Source organism: Saltatorellus ferox (genome assembly GCA_007751475.1).
Lineage (GTDB): Bacteria > Planctomycetota > UBA1135 > UBA1135.
Genome location: CP036434.1, coordinates 2600599 through 2618569, shown reverse-complemented (window position 1 = coordinate 2618569; position 17971 = coordinate 2600599). Strand labels below are relative to the sequence as shown.

Below are 17971 nucleotides of genomic sequence, written 5' to 3'. Positions count from 1 at the left end.
CAAACCAACGTTTAGAGCCCACGCTCGGCAGTCCAGGTATCGCCAGCTCCTCGCCCGACTGCAGCATACTCCGCAGACCTTTCCCAGCGTCCCGGCCTCACTTGTCCTGAAGTCGAACGTCCAGCCGTTGAACGCGGGCCTCGCGCTCCGGGGACAGCGTGAAGAACACCCGCAGGTCCTGATTCATGGCCCGGATCACGAAGGTGCCGCGCAGCTGGTTCACGGGGACGATCGGGTCCACGGAGAGGATCGGGCCCGCTTCCTGGAGGAGCTTCTGGACGCTCGCCATGCGCAGCTCACGCGGCTCGTCCAGGTAGAAGTTGTCGGCGAGGATCTCGTCGCCGAGGGCCATGTCCCAGGTCTTCATCAGCTCGACCACCTGCGGTACACGCGAGCGGAGCGTGTCGGAGATCGGGAGCACGCGCTCCGGGAGCTGGGCCTTCTCGAAGAGCAGCTGCCCCACCGCCTCGTGCGCGGGGCGCGAGGCTCCGTAGCGGTGATTGGAGAACGAGAGGATCGCCACGCCGTGGTCGGGGAAGAACTGGTAGTTGCTGCCGAAGCCGGGCAGGCCGCCCGTGTGCTCGATGCGGCGGACGCCGCGGCAGTCGGTGCGCGCGATCAGCCCGTAGCCGTAGCCGCGCATGCTCGGGCACGGGGCTCCGCTCGCGTCCTTGGCGTCCGGGGAGAGGCGCAGATGAGTGGGACTGTGCATCTCGCGCAGGGTGCTGCGCTTCACGGGGCCATCGTCGGGTCCGCTGTGCGCTGGCCACGCCGACATGTGGAACGCGACGTACTTGCCGAAGTCGTGGATCGAGGTGATCAGGCCGCCGATCGCGCCGAAGGCTCCGGTGTGCAGCATCGGCTCGGGGATCCACTCGCCGTCCTGCCAGAGGTAGCCCTGGGCGAGACGATCCGCGGGCACGTCCTCGTACTCCCAGTAGGTCTCGTTCATCCCGAGCGGGGCGAGGATCTCATCCGTGATGTAGTCCTGGTAGGGCCTTCCCGCGACGCGCGTGATGATCGTCCCCAGCATCCCGTACCCGAGGTTGCTGTACTCGTAGCCCGTCGAGGGAACGGTCGACATGGAGAGGCCCGCCTCCAGGAACGCCATGAACTCGGCGTCGGAATCCTCGAGGTGCCGGTCCGCCCAGGGATTGTCCTCGGGGAAACCGGAGGACATCGTCATCAGGTTCGCCAGGGTGATCGGCGGCGAGTCGCTCGTCGGGTACCGCAGGTTCCGGATCTCGGGGAGGTAGTCGACGACGGAATCCTGGAGCGATAGCTCCCCCTCGTCGCGCAGCTTCAGGATCGCCATCGACGTGAAGCTCTTCGTCATCGAGGCGATGTGGAACTCCGAGTCGGCGGTCACGGGTTCGCGGGTCTCCAGGTTCACGAAGCCGACGCCGTCCGCCAGCACGAGTTCACCGTCCACGAGGACCCCGAACGCGTGGCCTGGATAGTGGTGGTCGCGCGCGTTCCGCTCGAACAACGCGCGAATCTCGGGCAGCACCGCCTCGATCCGCGCGCGGCGCTCCGGGTCCGTGAAGCGCGCGGGTTCGAATCCAGGGAGGACGGCCTGGGGCGTGATCGGCCCGAGCGCCGCGCCATGGCCCCCACAGCCGGAGAGCCAGGCGAGGAGGGCGAGCCAGAAGGGATGCTGTGTTCTCATGTTCCGGGGGGTCCGTGGAGCGGTCGAGGCGGGGCAGGGCTGGTACCGTACCACTCCGATGAACTGGCCCCCCAACGAAGAGTGCCCCTGCCACAGCGGTACGAAATACAAACGCTGCTGCCGGCCCCTCCACCGGGGATCGGCGGCCGAGACGCCCGCCGCTCTGATGCGCTCGCGCTTTTCGGCTTTCGCCTGCGGCCTCAGCCGCCACGTCATGGACACGACGCATCCCGACGGCACCGCCTTCGAGGCCGACCGAGCCGCGTGGGAGCGATCGATCCAGACCTTTTCCGACGGCATCGAGTTCGCAGGCCTCGAAATCCTGTCGTCGGATATCGATGGCGACGAGGGCCACGTGAGTTTCCGCGCGATGCTCCTGCACGCGGGAAAGGACGCCTCGTTCACCGAACACAGCCGCTTTTTGAAGGAGGGCGGCCGATGGCTGTACCACTCCGGCACGATCGAATGATCGCCGGCGGACCCGTGCCTACTTCACCTTCTCTCCGATCTCCGCTGCCTTGCGCACCAGCTCGGCGATGTTCGGGTCGATCGTCCCCTGGGAGAAGGTCACCCGCACCGCCCCCCCGCTCGTCGCAGACGATCGGTTGATCGCCACGGCACGCACCGCGTCGCCCTCCGAGTGACCCATGATGAAATCGGTCTCCACCATCCCGCTGAGCGAGTACGAACCGTTCTCGCGGTAGAGCGAGCCTTCCAGCGTGGTCACGTAGTCATCGGAGATCGGCAGTTCCACCCGATCGTAGTACACGGAGAGCCCCTTGAGCGAAAGGCGCATCGGACCGGGCGTCCATCGGATTCCGTTCAGCGCGCCGCCTTCTCCCTGGGAGCGCAGCTCCGTGTCGCTCGCGCAGAGTTCGCTCGCGATGGACGGGTGGAGCTTGACGCGCAGGGGCCCCGGACGGAGTTCGACCTCGCCTTCCTGCTCGAACTCCTCCTCTCCCATGGTGAACACGAAGTCACGCATCTCGATATCGAGGGAGCGGCCGCCTCCGCCTCCTTCGCTCGCATGGATCTCTTCGAACCAGGGCATGTACGCCCGCAGGATCCGCTCGCAGAACAGATCATCGAGCGGAACCGAGACGCTGGCCCGGGGGATCGTCATGGTTCCGGACTCGTAGACGCCCTCGATGCGATCCGATCCGTCCAGCAGCGCCCTGACCACGATCGGCGACGAGAACCCGCGGCCACTCCCGGCGCCGCGGGCGGGCCCCGCGAGGAACCTGGGCATGCCGATGCCCTCCAGAACGAGGCGATCGAAACGCGCCGGAAGGAGCACCGCCAGGTCAGCGGGAAGGGGTGCCAGCTTCTGAACGAGCGCCAGCGGAATCTGCGGCAAGGTCAGGTCCAGCCTCGGGGACAGATCCTCTCCTGGCGTCAGCGCGGAGCCCGGGATGGAGAGGCTCAGCCTGGCGAACTGTCGCGAGGGCGCCGTTCCGGCCGGTGGCTCCACGCGCCAGCGAGACTGCACCGTGGCGCCGAGTTCGCCTGTCAGCACCACGCTCGTCCACCAGTGCGTCCACTGCAGACGGTCCTCGGCGCGGCGCTCCGTGACACCCGCTGGCCACAGCGTGAGCGCTGCGCCCGAGGGCTCCGTCGACGTCAGACTCAGGTCGGCGTCGGTCCTCCGAAGCACTCCAGCCACCGCTCGAGCCAGGCTGGCGGCACGGGCCTGTCGACGTCCCGTGGGCCCGTCGGTGCCCTGTCTCTCGCTGGACCGCACAGACCCGAAAAGCCTCTCCACCGTGAGAGCCTGCGCCGCGAGCGGGAGCTGAAAGCTGCGGCTCCGGACGGACCAGTCCGCCTCGTCACGAACGTCTTCGAAGACGATGGTGTCGGGCGGGACGAGGCTCCCCATGAACCGAGAGAGTCGAGCGGATGGGAGCCGGAGGCTCGCTTCGATCGCGTTGTCCTCACCCACCGCCGGCTCGGCGATGAGCTGATCTCCCCGACGCCTGCCGAGGACAGCCACGCGGCCGAGGTCGCCGTCGAGCTTCAGGGAGAATCGCGCTCCCTCCGCACCACCGTCCTCCGCGACCGGACCCGTCGGATCCATGAGCGGCAGCATCCCGTAGCGGAAGTCGACGCTCGCCCCGTTCTCGAAGTAGAGCGCAGCCGCGGCCAGCAACGTGCTCGCCATCGAACCGTAGGTGTCCCGCGACGTGAACCCGCGATCGGCGCCATCGGACGAACCGTTCCCCGCCGATCCCACCGCGGCGCCCCGGGGCACGAGCCCGAGAAGCCTCAGCGTGGCGAGCGGGATCGGCTGCGCCTCGACCGAAGCCGACCTGAGCCCATGGGCATCCCCCACCGGCCCGCCGAAGTTCAGCGCGAAGGAGACGAGCGCTTCACGGGACCGGCCGTACTCGACGCGCGCGTCCTTCAGCTTCACCTGGTACCCCACCCGGCTCTTCGTGGCCTGGATCACGAGGTCCGAGACCGTCGCCTCCAGCCGACCTGACCCCGCGCCGATCGTGGCCTCCGACGCCATGTCGACGAAGCGAGCCCTGCGCACCTGGATCGTGGTCTGAATCGAGCGCTGGTCCTCGTCCCCCTCTTCATCGAGGCCGCGCCCCAGGGCGCTCAGCAGAACGCCGAGCTCCGAACGTCCGTCCCCGGCGTCGATGCCGAGGCAGCGCCCGAGATCCGACGTGCCGTCCGCGTCGACGCGCGCCGTGATCTCCGCATCGGTGACCTTGAACTCCCACTCCGTCGACGCCGAGTCCAGCAGCTCCAGCAGGGACGGAAACCGCAGGGCAAACTCCGCGACCTTCTCCTGCTGACCCGACTCGTCCGGGCGCGTCATGAGCGTGATGCGACGGGCTCGCTGGGGCCTCTTCCAGTGCAGCTCGAGATCGTAGACCTCGACGTCCGCGTCGACCCGTGCCTCGATCGCCCGCTCGATCAGGCGCCCTCCCCAGCCCGACAGAAGCTGGGGCGCCGCCGCTGCGATCGCCAGCGCCGCTCCGACGAGGAACGCCATGCACCCGCAGCCGCCGGAAACCAGCGAACCCCAGCAGCCTCGCCTCGACGAGCGCTTCGGGGGTGCCCCGGCGGCCGCGTCGGAGGCGGTCCCGGTCGACTCCTGATCGGATGATGGTCTGACGGACATCGTGGAAGCGGTCTTCGGACCCGTCAGTTCCAGCTCGGATCCGGGGGAAGATGAGCGAGGGATTCGCCCCCTCCCGGAACCCTGGCCAGCGCAGCGCGCCACACCGATTCCCCCGTCCCCTCGGCGAAGACGAGGTCGGCCGTCGCGGGGACCGGAAGCCAGGATCCCATCCGCATTTCGGCGTCGAGCTGTCCTTCCCCCCAGCCGGAGTAGCCGACGACGAAGCGTGCGAACGAGTCTCCGTCGGGCTGACCGGCGAGGAACTCGGCGACCTGATCGAGATCGGCGCCTAGCCGTACGCCCGGCGCGACCTCGACGCCCGCTCGCATGGAGGCCAGCGGCGAACCCCAGTCGGAGTCAGAGCCAGATCCTGCCCCATGACCGGCTTCCGCCTCCAGCATGGCCGCGCTGAGTTCGTCCTCGACCGACTCCAGTTCGAGCTCCCCCACGCCGATCCCCGGCGGCAGTCGATGAAGGATCTGCAGCGAATTGGGGCTCACGGGACCGCCGCTCCGGATCGGAAGGTCCAGGCCACCCAGCACAGGGCTCTCCGGAAACACGTCCTTGATCATCGCACGACTGGTGCGATTGACGGTCATGCCGAAGGCTCCGTTCTCGTCGTGCTGACAGATCAGCACGACCGTGTGCATGAAGTTCGGGTCCTGCATGCTCGGTGCGCTCAGCAGCAGATGCCCCCTGAGGCTGGGGAAGCTCATCGTCGGCCTCCGCTCCGACGAAGGGAGAAGACAGCCTCCACGTGCGGAGTGTGCGGGAAGAGGTCGACCGGCTCGACCGATTGGAGCTCGTAGCCGGCCTCGACGAAAGCCGCCACGTCCTGGGCGCCGGTTTTTGGGTTGCAGGAAACGTAGACGACGCGGGGGCTTCCGAGATCGATCAGCTGCGCGGGCACCTTGGGGTGGAGACCCGCGCGCGGCGGATCCACGACGAGTACGTCGGGGCGCACGCTGCGCTCGTCGAGCGCCTCGCGCATGGTCGCGAGGACGTCGCCCTCGTGGTAGGTCGCGTTGGCGACGCCGTTGCGCTCCGCGTTGAGCCGCGCATCGCGCACCGCCGTCGGCGCGGATTCGAAGCCGACGATGGCGCCGGCGTCCTCGCCGATCACCAGCCCGATCGTGCCCGCGCCGCAGTACACGTCGAAGAGGGTGTCCCGCGCTTCCAGCGCCGCGCGCTCCCGGACGATCTCGAAGAGCCGCTCGGCCTGGGCCGTGTTGGTCTGGAAGAACGAGTCCGCGGAGATGAGGAAGCGCTTGCCGCTGATGATGTCCGAGATCGTGCCCGGGCCCATGAGCACGTGCTGCTCCTCGCCATAGGCCACGGTCGCCTCGCGCGTCGTGAGGTTCTGGACCACGGTCGTGACGCCTGGGAAGCGCTCGATCAGGGTGGCGACGTAGGCGTCGATTTGAGCCGCGGCTCGCTCCGAGGTCACCAGATTGATCATCGTCTCCCCGGTTCGCTCGCCGCGGCGCAGAACGAGATGCCGGAGCAGGCCCGTATGGCTCTTGAGATCCCAGGGGCTGAGGCCCCGCTCGATCGCCAGCTCGCGCGCGGCGCGCACGATCTCGCTCGCGCCCTCGAAGGCGATCGCGCAGTGTTCTACGTCGAGGACCTTCTGGTAGAGCCCGGGCGCATGGAGCCCGAGCCCGAACGACGCGTCGACGCCCTGGGGCTCGTGCTCCAGGATGTAGCGCTTCGACCCGAAGGTGAAGTCCATCTTGTTCCGGTAGCCCTCCAGGCGCGGCGCGGGGACCACGTCACCGACCTCGGCGGTGAGCGCGACGCCGCGGGCCTCGAACGCGCGCACCACGGCGTCCTCCACGAGCAGGCGCTTCTGGCGCAGCTGCTCGGCGTAGTCGAGCGTCGGAAGCGCGCAGCCGCCGCAGACTCCCGCGTGAGGGCACCGCGCGGGCGACGCGTGCGGGCCGGGATCGAGGATCTGTTCGATGCGACCGTCGAGTCGCTTCTTGGACCGGCCGAGGACGCGCGCCTGGATCGTCGCGCCGGGGTTGGCGAAGCGCACGGTGAGCTTCGCCTTCGGCACGGGTCCCACGCCGCGGCCGCGATCGTCGATGCGCTCGATGAGAACGTCGACGAGTTCGTTCTTGTGGGGCCTGCGCTCCTCCCATGTGGACCCCCCTTTGGACTCCACTGGGGACTCCACCGATGTCGATGGCGCCTGCGCGTGGGGGCTGGGCGGGACGGAAGCTGCGTCCGAGCTGGGCGGCGTATGGGGCATGGGTTGGATCCCCCACGATTCGGGTCCAGGGCGGCCTGACACCAGGGGGTGCCACAGCGTACGCTTCTGGCCCCACCGTGCGCCACATTCCCTGCGGCCCGCCCTTCTCCACCGCGCGAAATTCAACGACGACCCCATGAGCGACCTCATCTCCCACGACCGAGCAGCCGCAGGCTCCACGGAGAGAGGATCGCGCGTGGCGGCGGCCGTCGGGTTCATCGCGGCGGCAGGGATCCTGCTCTTCCTGGCTGACAGGCTGGCGTATTTCGTCGACGACGCATTCATCACGTTTCGCTACTCGCGCAATTGGTCGGAATGGGGCCTGCCCGTTTTCAACAGCTTCGAGCTGCAGGACGGCTTCGAGCGCGCCGAGGGGTACAGCAACTTCCTCTGGATGGCGCTCCTCAGCCTGCTGCACGGGCTCGGCGCGAACCTGGAGACGGTCACGCCGGTACTCCAGGCAGGAACGGGTGTGCTCACCCTGGCCCTCGTGGCCCGGGCGGCGGGGCTGTCCCTCGGACTCGGGGTGGTCGGCGCGTTCTCCGCTCCGGTCCTGCTGGCGACGGCCGCTCCCTTCGCCGCCTGGACGACCGGTGGGATGGAGACCGGGCTCTTCACGCTTCTCCTGACCGCGTTCTTTCTCTCTGGCCTGCGAACGACCGGCGACCGCCGCGGCCTCCAGCTCGGGCTTCTCGGCGGGCTGGTGGCCCTCGTTCGCGTGGAGGGCATGGCGTGGGTGATCGGCACGCTCGCCGCGGTGACGGCAGCGGAGTGCCTCAACGGTCGCGGGCTGTCGGGTGTGCTCGCGGAGAAGCGGCGGCTCTGGATCGGGCTCGGCCTGGCCGCGCTCGTGCTCGCCGGACAGCTCGCGTTCCGCAAGGCCGTCTACGGCGAGTGGATCTCCAATACGGTGACCGCCAAGACCGGCGGCGCGGGCTCCGAGGTGTACGGGCGCGGGCTGCGTCAGGTCGCGAGCTGGTGCCTCGTCACGCTCACGCCGATCGCTGCGGTCCTCGCCCTCCCATCGGCGCTCGGTCACGGCTCGAAGCGCGCGCGCTGCGCCGCGCTGGCCGCGTTCTTCACCGCCCTCGGTTTCGTTTTCTACAACGTGATCACCGGCGGGGACTGGATGCCGTACTTCCGGTTCCTCGCGCCGGTCGCGCCGATGCTCGCGCTGCTGATCGCGATCGGCCTCGATCGAATCCCGAAGGCCGCCGGCCCCGTGCTCGGTCTCGGCGTCGTCGCCCTGCAGCCCCTCACGCTCTTCGACCACCACGTGGCGCCAGAGTCCCTCCGCGAGTCGCTTCGGTTCCGGAGCTTCAAGGGCGGCTACCGCACCGAACTCCAGCGCATCGACGCGGCGCGCCTGAACGCCGGGTACTTCGGACAGCTCGGCGCGGCCCTCGCCCTCGCCACCGAGCCCGGTGACGTGCTCGCCTTCGGCGCGATCGGCTCCCCCGGCTGGTACGCGCCGCGACTCGACTTCCTCGACCGGAACGGTCTGGTGACGCCCATCGTCGCGCGACGCGAGGTCGACCTCGGCGATGGCACGGCGGGCCACGAGAAGCGCGTCGCCCACGCGTTCTTCCTCGACGCCGGAGAGCCAGCGCCCAGGTGGATGTTCGCGAAGCTTCTGCCCGGACTCTTCGACACGACGAGCGGCCCGCAGGTCCAGGAGGCAAAACGCGCGATGCGCCAGGACGCCGTGGTGGGCAAGCCGCCCGAGCGCGAACTCTACGGCCGAACCGTGCTGCGCCTGTTCCCGATCCGTGAGGGCGCGGCGGCTGGCCTGACGCTGGCGCTCCTGGAGCGCGCCACGCCCGAGGAAGCGCGGGCGTTCTGGGGGCAATAGACCGGAGAGCGCCCGGGGGATTCGTGCTAGCCTTTCCCCATGGACATCTCGCTCAACAGCCACGAGGCCCGCGTGTTCGGCGTCCTGATCGAAAAGGGCTACACGACGCCGGATCAGTACCCGCTTTCGCTCAACGCCGCGACGAACGGCTGCAATCAGAAGAGCAACCGCGACCCCCAGGTCGATTTTTCCGAGGCCGAGGTGCGCATCGCCCTCCAGGGCCTTCGGATGAAGGGGCTGATCGGTGGTTCCATGCAAACAGGGAGCCGCGTGGAGAAGTACCGCCACAACGCGCGCGAGATCCTGAAGGTCGGTGAGAGGGCGATCGCGGTGCTGGCCGAGCTCTTGCTGCGTGGACCGCAGACCGCAGGCGAGATTCGAACGCGCGCCAAGCGGATGCGCGACATCCCGACCCTGGAGGACCTCGCGCAGTTGCTGGCGGAGCTCGAAGCCGCTGGCTTCGTCCGCGAGGTACCGGGTGGGCGCGCGACCAAGTACAAGCAGAGCCTGTGCGGGACCCTGCATCCGGACGGGGAGCCTGAGCCGGTGGCGCCCCCGGAAAGGCCCGCCGAGAGGCTCGCGGGAGCGCGCCCATCCCCGATGGACGCCCCCACGGCCTCGTCTGCGCCAGCGGCACCGCCGGAGGAACTCGCCGAGCGAGTCGAGACGCTCGAAGCCCAGGTCGCCGAACTCCAGACGACGGTCGCGCGACTGGTGGCGGAGCTGGGAGCATGAGCGGCTGGACCTTCACGTGGTGCGTCCTGCTCGCCACCTTCGGGATGCGCCCCGAGCGACCCCAGTCGAACGACGAGCCGCTCAACCGTTTTTCGGTCCCCGCCAAGGAGTACATGGCGCATCCGATCCGGGGCTTCGACGTGCGCATCGTGGCCGCGCTCACCGAGGGCGGAGACCAGGCGGAAACTGGTCAGCGGGCGCTCGACGCGATCGATCGCGACCTCGGCGACCTGCTCGACCAGCTGCCCGAGTCGGCCCACGCGTTCCTTCGATCGGTGCCCATCTACGTCGGGGTGGCCGATCCGGTCGCGCCCTGCGCGTGCTACCACGTGAGCCCCGAATGGCTGCGCCGCAACGGTTTCGATCCCGCGAAGGCGAAGGCCGTGGAGATCGCGAGCGCGCTGACGTTCCTGAGCTGGCGCGGGGCGCAGCCCTCGATGCTCATGCACGAGCTGAGCCATGCCTACCACGACCAGGTCCTCGGCAAGCCGCACGCCGGGCTCACGGAAGCGCTGCGACGGGCGCGCGCCAGCGGAAGGTTCGACCGCGTCGTCCGCTTCATGGGCAACGTCGACGGACACTACGCCCTGACGAACGAGGACGAGTACTTCGCGGAGACGACGGAGGCTCTCTTCGGCGTGAACGACTTCTATCCCTTCGTGCGCGGCGAGCTGATGGCGGTGGATCCCGAGGGCGCGGCGCTCGTGACCGAGTTATGGAAGGCGGAGCCCCAGCGAATGCAAGACGATCTGAGCATGCTCGAACGCAAGACGAAGGCGGAGATCGCCCGGCTGCACCGGTTCTTCGTGGACTGGTTCAACGGCACGGCGCCAGCCACCGACGAGGCGTTCATGGCGCTGGAGAAGGCGCTCGCCCCCGGGTTCCAGATGATCACGCCCAGGGGTGATGTGCTGGACAGGAAGCAGCTGATCGACCGACTCCGCCGGGCGCACGGCCAGCGGGAGGTGTCGATCGAGACGAAGCCCTTGACCGTGAAGATCCTGGATGGCGTCAGGGTGCTGGCGACCTATGAAGAGCACAGCACCGAGGCCGGCGCGACGCGAGTGATCGTGAGCACGGTGCTTTTCGAGCGCGACCCCAACGCGCCCGGCGGCCTCTCATGGGTCCACGTCCACGAGACGGAACGCAGGAACTGAGGCCTATTTCCGAACGACCGCCAGCGTCTCCAGGATGTCCTCGACGTGTTCGTTCGACTTGACGTCGTCCCAGCGCGCCGCGATGCGCAGTTCAGGGTCCAGGAGAAACGTCGTCCGCACGAGTTCACCTGACGCGGAGACGGCGCCATAGGCCGAGGCCACGGCCAGATCGACGTCCGAAAGCAGAGGGCTTTGCAAACCGTACTTCTTCGCGTACCGCAGCGTCCGGTCCCTGGGCGCACTCGTGACGCACGCGACCTCGGCGTCCATGTCGTTGAAGCGCCAGAGGTGCCCGGTGAAGGCCGTGGCGTCACAGGCGCAGTCTGGTGTATCGGACTCGGGGAAGAAGTGCAGGACCAGCCAGCTCCCTTCTTGCTCGGCGAGCGGGAAGGGAAATCCTTCCTGGTCGAAGAGGACGAAATCCGTCGACGGTAGGCGCTGATCGAGAAGGGGCGAGCCTGCCGTCGCCAGGGCCGCCATCTCGCTGGCCTCTTCCTCAGTCGTCAGAGCCTTGGCAGGACGCTCTCCTCTACCGGAGGTAGAACCACAGGCGGCGAGCGCCAGGGCGCACAGAAGGGTCAGGTGTCGTGTCATGGTGTTGGGTCAGTCTACGGGCTGGTGCTTGGCCGTTACCAACAAGAGCGCGGTGGGCAATTCAGTCCGGTTGAGTCAGTCCCCCTCAGCTCCATGCGTCCGCCAGGACGCCCGGGCCTCGCTCGGCCCCCGCAGGGGGCTGAGCCGCCCGCGCGAGGCTCGCCCTCGCGGCCCGTCCGGCGAGGACGCCGTGCGGCGAGCACGCCCGCGCGGCGAGCGCGCCCGTCCGGCGAGGACGCCTGCGCGGCGAGCGCACAGCGGTGCAACCGCTATTTCGCCGTCAGGCGAAATGCCAGAGATACTGCGCGCTGTTGCAGCAATCGCCCGGTTCGGCATTCGATGCCTTGGCAGCAGACCCGACCGCTGACCGCCGACCGCCGCAGGTCTCCCGCCGCAGGTCTCCCGCCGCAGACTGCCTGCCGTTCGCGCGAAGCGCCGAACGCGTGGGCTCAGGCTTCCCGCTGACGACCTCGGTGCTGCCCGCTGGAGCGCTCGCCCGCATGGGCGAGCTCGGCGGGTCTGGGGTCTCAGGTCTCAGGTCTCAGGTCTCAGGTCTCAGGTCTCAGAGTCCAGTCAGAAGCCTGCCCAGCTCGCCCTGACGGGCGAGCCCTCTAGCGGGGAGCACCGAAGTCTTCAGCGGGAGACCTGAGACCACGCGTTCGGCGCTTCGCGCGAACGGCAGGCAGCCTGTACCGAGAGAACTGTATCGGGAGCCCTGCTGCGGCTTCGGTCAGCGGGCAGCACCGACGCCTTTAGCGGGAGAACTTAGCCCACGCGTTCGACGCTTCGCGCGAACGGCAGGTAGTCCGTCTCGGGAGGTCAGCGGCGGGCGGGACGGCTGCCAAGGCAAGTGGAGCCGGGCCGTCCTATCGCTGTGACAGCGCGCAGTATCTCTGGCATTTCGCCTGACGGCGAAATAGCGGTTGCACCGCGTGGCGCTCGCCGCGCAGGCGTCCTCGCCGGACGGGCGTCCTCGCCGGACAGGCGCCCTCGCCGGGCGGGCGTGCTCGCCGCACGGGCCGCGAGGGCGAGCCTCGCGCGGGCAGCTCAGCCCCTGCGGGGCCGAGCGAGGCCCGGGCGTCCTGCGGACGCAGGGAGCGGCTTGCGCCAAGAGGCGTACAGCGTAGAGACAAACAGCAAGAAAAGGGCGGTAGACGACCTTTCGATCGCACTACCGCCCAGGGGATCCCGTGGAGCTTGCCAACAGGTGACAAGCCCTCTCCTTCTCACTCAGATTCTCAGACTCTCAGACGCTTGGGAAATCACTGCACGAAGCGGGTCGACTCGGTTTCCGTCACGGGACGGGTCATGTCGTCACTCGTCAGGCTGACGAGGAAACGGCTGTTCAGCTCCTTCGTCGACTTCACGGTGACCCTGAGGGACACCATCTCGCCCGGGGCGAGCGACGGGATTTGCGTGAACTGGATCTCCTTGCCCGTGACCGTGGCTTGGGCGTCGCCTCCCGCGCTGACGATCTCGATACCGTCTTCGACCTGGCAGTTGATGCCGATGTTCAGGTCCGGGGCGCTGCCCTGGTTCGTGATCTCGATGACGTAGCTCACCGGCTCACCCACGATGATGAGGTCGGACTCGTCGCGGACTTCGAGGAGAAGGGCCGGGAGGCCGCGGACCTCGGAGCGGGCAGTGGCGGTGACCTCGTCGGCGCAGTAGCCCGCGGCCGTCGCTTCGGTGACGACGCTGCCACTCATGTTGCTCGTGAGACCCAGGTTGAACGTGCGCTTCTCGCCCGGCTCGAGAGCCCCGACGTCCCACTTGACGAACGTGGAGGTCGCGCGCGCTCCCTCGGTCGAACTCTCGACCTTGGCGCCCTGGGGCAGTTTCACCTGAACCGTCGTCTTGTCCGAGACGGCGTTGCCCGTGTTCGCGACCGTCAGAACGGTCTCGATCGGACGACCCGCCGTGACCTTCTCCGTCGCGGACATGTCGAGGGTCAAGATCGGCGCGCGAAGAACCGTCTGGATGGACGCTGCGGAGGCCTGGAGGCCGCCCTTGGCTTCGGCGCGAGCGTTGTGGGTGTAAGAGCCCTGACCGGCGGCCTTGACCTTGACCGACTTCTCTTTCGTCTGGGCGCCGGCGAGCGTGCCGAACTCCATCTCGATGCGACGCTGGCCCGTGAGGGTCGTCAGACCCTCGGGCAGCTCGTCGATCACCACCACGTCACGGGCATCGCCCGTTCCCGAGTTCGTGACACTCACCGTGAGGTCGAACGCGTCACAGGCAAGGCCCACCTCGGGTGCGCTCAGCGCGACCTGAAGAGAAGGCGACACGACGGTCGTCGTCGAGCAGAGGCTCGACTCGTAGGCGACCGAAGCGCAGGTGGCGACGGCGCCAGCGCTCGACGCCTGCGCGCGGACCACGAGGGTCTTCGTCGAGCGGGCTGGCAGCACTCCGAGATTCCAGGTCGCGTACCCCCCCGCGACGTCCGCCTTGGGCTCCGTGCTGGAGACGGCAAGCGACGCCGGGATCTGATCGGTCACGCGCACGGTATCGAGCGCGCGGTCCGTCAGGTTCTCGACCATGATGCGGTACTCGAAGGGCGCGCCGAGGATCACCTCGGCGGGCATCTCCTTCTCCAGCAGCACGGCGCTCGTGCGCTTGTCGCCCGTCGGGAACGCCAGGGCGGTCTTGCGCCCAGCCACCATCGGCTCGAGCGTACGCGGAGTCGACTCATCCGCACCGTCGGCGTCCATGAGGCCGAGCGTGATGTCGTCCAGACTCTCGGACGATGAGGAGCTGCCTGTCTCCGTGGAGTCATTGGACGTGAGCGATCGTCCGCTGCCCTCATAGCTGGAGTCGCTGTATCGACCCGTGGCACAGCTGGTCGCGCCGAGGATGGCGAGGCCGATCAAGAGCGCACCAGGGCGCTTCGTGAACACCTCGGACGTTGAAACGGAAGAAGAGCGGAGAGTCATGCCAATGGTTACGGAAGAGGGAGGCAGTCCGGAGGGGCCGGAAGAGGACGCTTGGAAGGAGCAGGAGAGGCCGGGTGCAAAAATGGCGCCCGGGGGACACCTGGATCGTACGCGGCTCAACGGGGGTCGCGCGGCGCCACGGTGGAGACAAAACCGCCCGGTGGCTCGTCCCGACACCTGGATGACGCATTGTGAGCCGCCAGAGGCACCATAAGCCCGATCGGAGACATGTGGCCGCAGGGATGGGATTCCCCGCATCTGGCGCGTGATGGCCGCTTCATGGCACTCGATCGGCGGAATTTCGCCCGCTTCCGCAGCAGCACCCAACGGAACCAAATGGCTCTCGGAGAGAGCGTCCCGGGCGCGTAACCTGTTCGCCATGGACATCGCAGTCATCGGTGGAGGCCCAGGCGGCCTCTTCGCGGCCATCCTGGCCGCGAAGGCGTTCCCCGGCGCCGGCATTCACGTGTACGAGCGAAATCTCGCCGGCGACACCTTCGGCTGGGGCGTCGTCTTCAGCGATGAAACGCTCGGCAATGTCGAGGGAGCGGACCCCGAGAGCTTCGAGAAGATCCGGGCCGAGTTCGCCTACTGGACCGATATCGACACCTACGTCGGCGACGAGCTCGTGCGCTCGACCGGCCACGGTTTCTGCGGCCTCGCCCGCAAAACGCTGCTCGGCATCCTCGACGCGCGCGCCCGCGACCTCGGCGTGAACCTGCACTACGAAACAGAGGTCACGCGCGCCGAACTCGAGGCCCGGGCCGACCTCGTGATCGCAAGCGACGGATTGAACAGCCAGGTACGCAACGACGCGGAAGAACGCTTCGACCCCAGCATCGACTGGCGCCACTGCAAGTTCTGCTGGCTCGGGACCAACAAGCCGCTCTCCGCATTCACGTTCATCTTCCGGGAGAACGAGCACGGCGTCTGGAACATCCACGCCTATCCGTTCGAGCGCGGCGACAAGCCGCGGTCCACGTGGATCGTCGAGGCGAGCGAGGAAACCTGGCGCCGCGCCGGCCTCGAGAATGCGACGGAAGAGGAAACGGTCGCGTACGTGCAGCACCTCTTCCAGGATCACCTGGAAGGCTACGAGCTGCTCACGAATCGATCGATCTGGCGCACGTTCCCCACCGTCAAGTGCGGAGCCTGGGTCGACGGCAAGACGGTGCTGCTCGGCGACTCGGCGCATACGGCACACTTTTCCATCGGATCCGGAACGAAGCTCGCGATGGAAGACTCGATCGCGCTCGTCGAGGCGCTCGACGCCCACGCGACAGACCTCGCGAACGGTGACCGAACCGTCGATATCCCCGCGGCGCTGGCCGCGTACCAGGCATCGAGGAGCGTCGACGTCATCAAGACCCAGAAGGCCGCGCAGACGAGCCTGGAGTGGTTCGAGCACTCCGATCGCTACATGCAGCAGGACCCCGTGCTCTTCACGTTCAACCTGATGACGCGCTCGAAGCGCATCACCTACGACAATCTGAAGAAGCGCGATCCGGAGCTCATCGAACGGACGCGCCGCGCCTACGCGAGGAGCGTCGACGCCGATCCGGAAACGCTCAGCTGCCCGGCGTTCGCTCCGTTCCGCGTGCGCGGTGTCACGCTGCCCAACCGCGTCGTCGTCTCCCCCATGTGCCAGTACAGCGCGATCGACGGGACGCCCGGCCGCTGGCACGACGTCCACTACGGCGCGCTGGCCGTCGGCGGCGCGGGGCTGGTCTGGACGGAGGCCACCAACATCTCCGCGCAGGGAAGGATCACTCCCGGATGCACCGGGATCTACACCGACGAGCACGAAGCGCGCTGGAAGGAGATCGTCGACTTCGCGCACGCGCACTCGGCGGCGAAGATCGGGGTTCAGCTCGGCCACGCGGGCCGCAAGGCCAGCTACTCCGCGCCGTGGGATGGCGATGCTCCCCTGACCGACGCGACCGCATGGCAGACGCTCGGGCCGACCGACCGGCCGTTCCGGGCCGGCGCGCCCGCTCCTCGCGCCATGACGCGTAAGGACATGGATCAGGCGCTCGAGGACTACAGGAAGGCCGCCGAGCGCTCGCTGCGCGCCGGATTCGACCTCATCGAGATCCACGCGGCGCACGGCTATCTTCTATCCAGCTTCCTGTCCCCCGCCGTCAACGACCGGACGGACGAATACGGTGGCCCGGAGCTCGCGGATCGCGCGCGCTTCCCCCTCGAGGTCGTCGACACCCTGCGCTCGGTGATGCCCGAGGACATGCCGCTGTTCGTGCGCATCTCGGCGTCCGATTGGATCGGCGAGGAGGGCCAGACGATCGAGGACTCGGTGGCCCTGGCGAAGCTCTTCAAGACCCGTGGCGTGGACGTGATCGATGTGTCCAGCGCTGGGAATATTCCCGAATCCAAACCAGACTACGGCAGGATGTACCAGGTCCCATTCGCCGAGCGGATCCGCTACGCGGCCAGCGTTCCGGTCATGGCGGTCGGGGCGATCCAGGGGATCGATCACGTCAACACGGTCCTCGCCGCGGGCCGGGCGGATCTGTGCGCGCTCGCACGCCCCCACCTGGAGGACCCGCATCTGATGCTCCGCGCGGCGAACGAATTCGGCGCGCGGGATCAGTACTGGCCCAGGCAATACCTCGCGGCGCGCGTTCGCCCGCGCGCTTGATCAGCGAGAACGCCGCCTCGGCCGAACCTATCGGTCGTGGCGCAGCTGGACGTTCTCCTGGCCCATCTTGCGAAGTCGAGCCTTGTCCTTCTTCAGCCGAAGGGAATGGGCCTTGGAGACGATGCTCTTCACGGAGCGTCCGAGTTCCTTGGCGATGTCGAGGTTGCTGAGCTTCGGGTAGATCTCGCGCAGCTGATCCAGCTCTTCCGCCGACCACCGAGGCATCTTGGTCCGATTGCCCTTCCCGGCCTTGCGGCGCATGAAGCCCTTGTCCTTGGAGAGACAGAGCTCAGCCGCCAGGGCTCGAACGATGCCGACCTGGCGATCGAAGATCAGCGCCAGATCCTCGTCTGCGCGCGTGCCGTAGAGCCGCTTGAAGTCGACGTGAGCCCGGGTTTCGAGCTCTTCGTCCTTGAGGTTGGCGGCGAGCTCGACGAGCTTGGCGTCGATCGATTCGACGCTACGGCCGATCATGCGCGCGATGAGATCGGTCTCGACCGCCCCCAGGTAGCGCTTCAGGGCATTCAATTCGTCCGGACTCCAGGGGCCGGACCTCAGTTCGGTCTGGCGGGCGCCGTAGATTCGCCGCGCTTCCGCGTGGAGCTGCTCGGGCGTGCAGCCGATCTCTCGGGCGAGGACGCGATGGTCCTTCTCTCCGAAGTTCTCCAGCAGATGCTCGGTGTCCGCGCTGGACCAGTGGTACGCCGGATCGGAGCTGGCGGGCTGTTCCCGGGTGGCTCCCGAGCCCGCGTGGGAACCAGCCGCAGGGCCGCCAGCCGCAGGGGCAGCCGCAGGGCCGGCCGAAGGGCTGCGCTGCGAGGCAGCCAGCTCCTTGCCGCGGGGCTGGACGGTCATCCCACCCGAGGTTCCAGTGGCCTGGGTCTCGGCGGGGGCGGAATCAAACGACTGGGGGTTTTCCGTGGGAAGTCGCAATGGGAAAGGGGGTTTGGCAAGGCTTGGCAGGGCGAGTTCGGCAGTATCCAGATTCTAT

General features: G+C 68.1%; 12 protein-coding genes. 5 read left to right on the top strand and 7 right to left on the bottom strand.

Annotated elements, in window-relative coordinates; all coding sequences use genetic code 11:
- Positions 1-97 precede the first annotated feature (97 nt).
- The gene (locus tag Poly30_RS09325; protein ID WP_145196548.1) at positions 98-1669 is read right to left on the bottom strand and encodes a serine hydrolase domain-containing protein; all 1572 of its coding nucleotides are present in this window, start codon (positions 1667-1669) and stop codon (positions 98-100) included.
- On the opposite strand from Poly30_RS09325, the gene Poly30_RS09320 reads away from it, so the two are divergent.
- A complete protein-coding gene (locus tag Poly30_RS09320; RefSeq protein WP_419191168.1) occupies positions 1668-2138 on the top strand; it encodes a YchJ family protein in 471 nt (156 codons plus the stop codon). The genes Poly30_RS09325 and Poly30_RS09320 overlap by 2 nt on opposite strands.
- An 18-nt stretch (positions 2139-2156) precedes the next feature.
- Here Poly30_RS09320 and Poly30_RS09315 read toward each other — a convergent pair whose 3' ends face one another.
- From Poly30_RS09315 to rlmD, 3 genes are all read right to left on the bottom strand, one after another.
- On the bottom strand, positions 2157-4670 hold the full coding sequence (locus tag Poly30_RS09315; RefSeq protein WP_145196544.1) for a hypothetical protein: 2514 nt from the start codon (positions 4668-4670) through the stop codon (positions 2157-2159).
- 152 nt (positions 4671-4822) lie between these two features.
- Positions 4823-5515 (bottom strand): YqgE/AlgH family protein, encoded by a 693-nt coding sequence (locus tag Poly30_RS09310; RefSeq protein WP_145196542.1) that lies wholly within the window; start codon positions 5513-5515, stop codon positions 4823-4825.
- The gene (gene rlmD / locus Poly30_RS09305; protein WP_419191167.1) at positions 5512-6978 is read right to left on the bottom strand and encodes a 23S rRNA (uracil(1939)-C(5))-methyltransferase RlmD; all 1467 of its coding nucleotides are present in this window, start codon (positions 6976-6978) and stop codon (positions 5512-5514) included. The genes Poly30_RS09310 and rlmD overlap by 4 nt, the downstream gene beginning before the upstream one ends.
- A gap of 211 nt (positions 6979-7189) precedes the next feature.
- Here rlmD and Poly30_RS09300 point away from each other — a divergent pair, with 211 nt between their 5' ends.
- From Poly30_RS09300 to Poly30_RS09290, 3 genes are read left to right on the top strand one after another with little or no spacing between them, the layout of a single operon-like run.
- Positions 7190-8905 carry a hypothetical protein gene (locus tag Poly30_RS09300; protein WP_419191166.1) on the top strand — a complete coding sequence of 572 codons (1716 nt, stop codon included), beginning with the start codon at positions 7190-7192 and terminating at the stop codon, positions 8903-8905.
- 39 nt (positions 8906-8944) lie between these two features.
- Positions 8945-9640, top strand: a complete 696-nt coding sequence (locus Poly30_RS09295; RefSeq protein ID WP_145196536.1) for a YceH family protein — start codon at positions 8945-8947, stop codon at positions 9638-9640.
- On the top strand, positions 9637-10797 hold the full coding sequence (locus Poly30_RS09290; protein ID WP_145196534.1) for a DUF4440 domain-containing protein: 1161 nt from the start codon (positions 9637-9639) through the stop codon (positions 10795-10797). Before Poly30_RS09295 ends, Poly30_RS09290 begins: the two co-directional genes overlap by 4 nt.
- A 3-nt stretch (positions 10798-10800) precedes the next feature.
- On the opposite strand, the gene Poly30_RS09285 is transcribed toward Poly30_RS09290, so the two are convergent.
- On the bottom strand, positions 10801-11391 hold the full coding sequence (locus Poly30_RS09285; RefSeq protein ID WP_145196532.1) for a peroxiredoxin: 591 nt from the start codon (positions 11389-11391) through the stop codon (positions 10801-10803).
- Positions 11392-12653: 1262 nt separating this feature from the next.
- The gene (locus Poly30_RS09280; protein WP_419191164.1) at positions 12654-14324 is read right to left on the bottom strand and encodes a COG1361 family protein; all 1671 of its coding nucleotides are present in this window, start codon (positions 14322-14324) and stop codon (positions 12654-12656) included.
- Positions 14325-14703: 379 nt separating this feature from the next.
- Between Poly30_RS09280 and Poly30_RS09275 the strand changes: the two genes are divergently transcribed.
- A complete protein-coding gene (locus Poly30_RS09275) occupies positions 14704-16980 on the top strand; it encodes an oxidoreductase (RefSeq protein WP_145196528.1) in 2277 nt (758 codons plus the stop codon).
- Between the two features lie 27 nt (positions 16981-17007).
- Here the strand turns inward: Poly30_RS09275 and Poly30_RS09270 are convergent, their stop codons facing one another.
- Complete coding sequence (locus Poly30_RS09270) at positions 17008-17835, bottom strand: hypothetical protein (RefSeq protein WP_145196526.1); 828 nt, start codon at positions 17833-17835, stop codon at positions 17008-17010.
- Positions 17836-17971 lie beyond the last annotated feature (136 nt).

Bases quoted from the DNA above. Each gene is read 5' to 3' on its own strand.
- Poly30_RS09320 (WP_419191168.1), top strand. From the start codon at position 1,668: ATGTTCCGGGGGGTCCGTGGAGCGGTCGAGGCGGGGCAGGGCTGGTAC.
- Poly30_RS09325 (WP_145196548.1), bottom strand. From the start codon at position 1,669: ATGAGAACACAGCATCCCTTCTGGCTCGCCCTCCTCGCCTGGCTCTCC.
- Poly30_RS09315 (WP_145196544.1), bottom strand. From the start codon at position 4,670: ATGGCGTTCCTCGTCGGAGCGGCGCTGGCGATCGCAGCGGCGGCGCCC.
- Poly30_RS09310 (WP_145196542.1), bottom strand. From the start codon at position 5,515: ATGAGCTTCCCCAGCCTCAGGGGGCATCTGCTGCTGAGCGCACCGAGC.
- Poly30_RS09300 (WP_419191166.1), top strand. From the start codon at position 7,190: ATGAGCGACCTCATCTCCCACGACCGAGCAGCCGCAGGCTCCACGGAG.
- Poly30_RS09295 (WP_145196536.1), top strand. From the start codon at position 8,945: ATGGACATCTCGCTCAACAGCCACGAGGCCCGCGTGTTCGGCGTCCTG.
- Poly30_RS09290 (WP_145196534.1), top strand. From the start codon at position 9,637: ATGAGCGGCTGGACCTTCACGTGGTGCGTCCTGCTCGCCACCTTCGGG.
- Poly30_RS09285 (WP_145196532.1), bottom strand. From the start codon at position 11,391: ATGACACGACACCTGACCCTTCTGTGCGCCCTGGCGCTCGCCGCCTGT.
- Poly30_RS09280 (WP_419191164.1), bottom strand. From the start codon at position 14,324: ATGACTCTCCGCTCTTCTTCCGTTTCAACGTCCGAGGTGTTCACGAAG.
- Poly30_RS09275 (WP_145196528.1), top strand. From the start codon at position 14,704: ATGGACATCGCAGTCATCGGTGGAGGCCCAGGCGGCCTCTTCGCGGCC.
- Poly30_RS09270 (WP_145196526.1), bottom strand. From the start codon at position 17,835: ATGACCGTCCAGCCCCGCGGCAAGGAGCTGGCTGCCTCGCAGCGCAGC.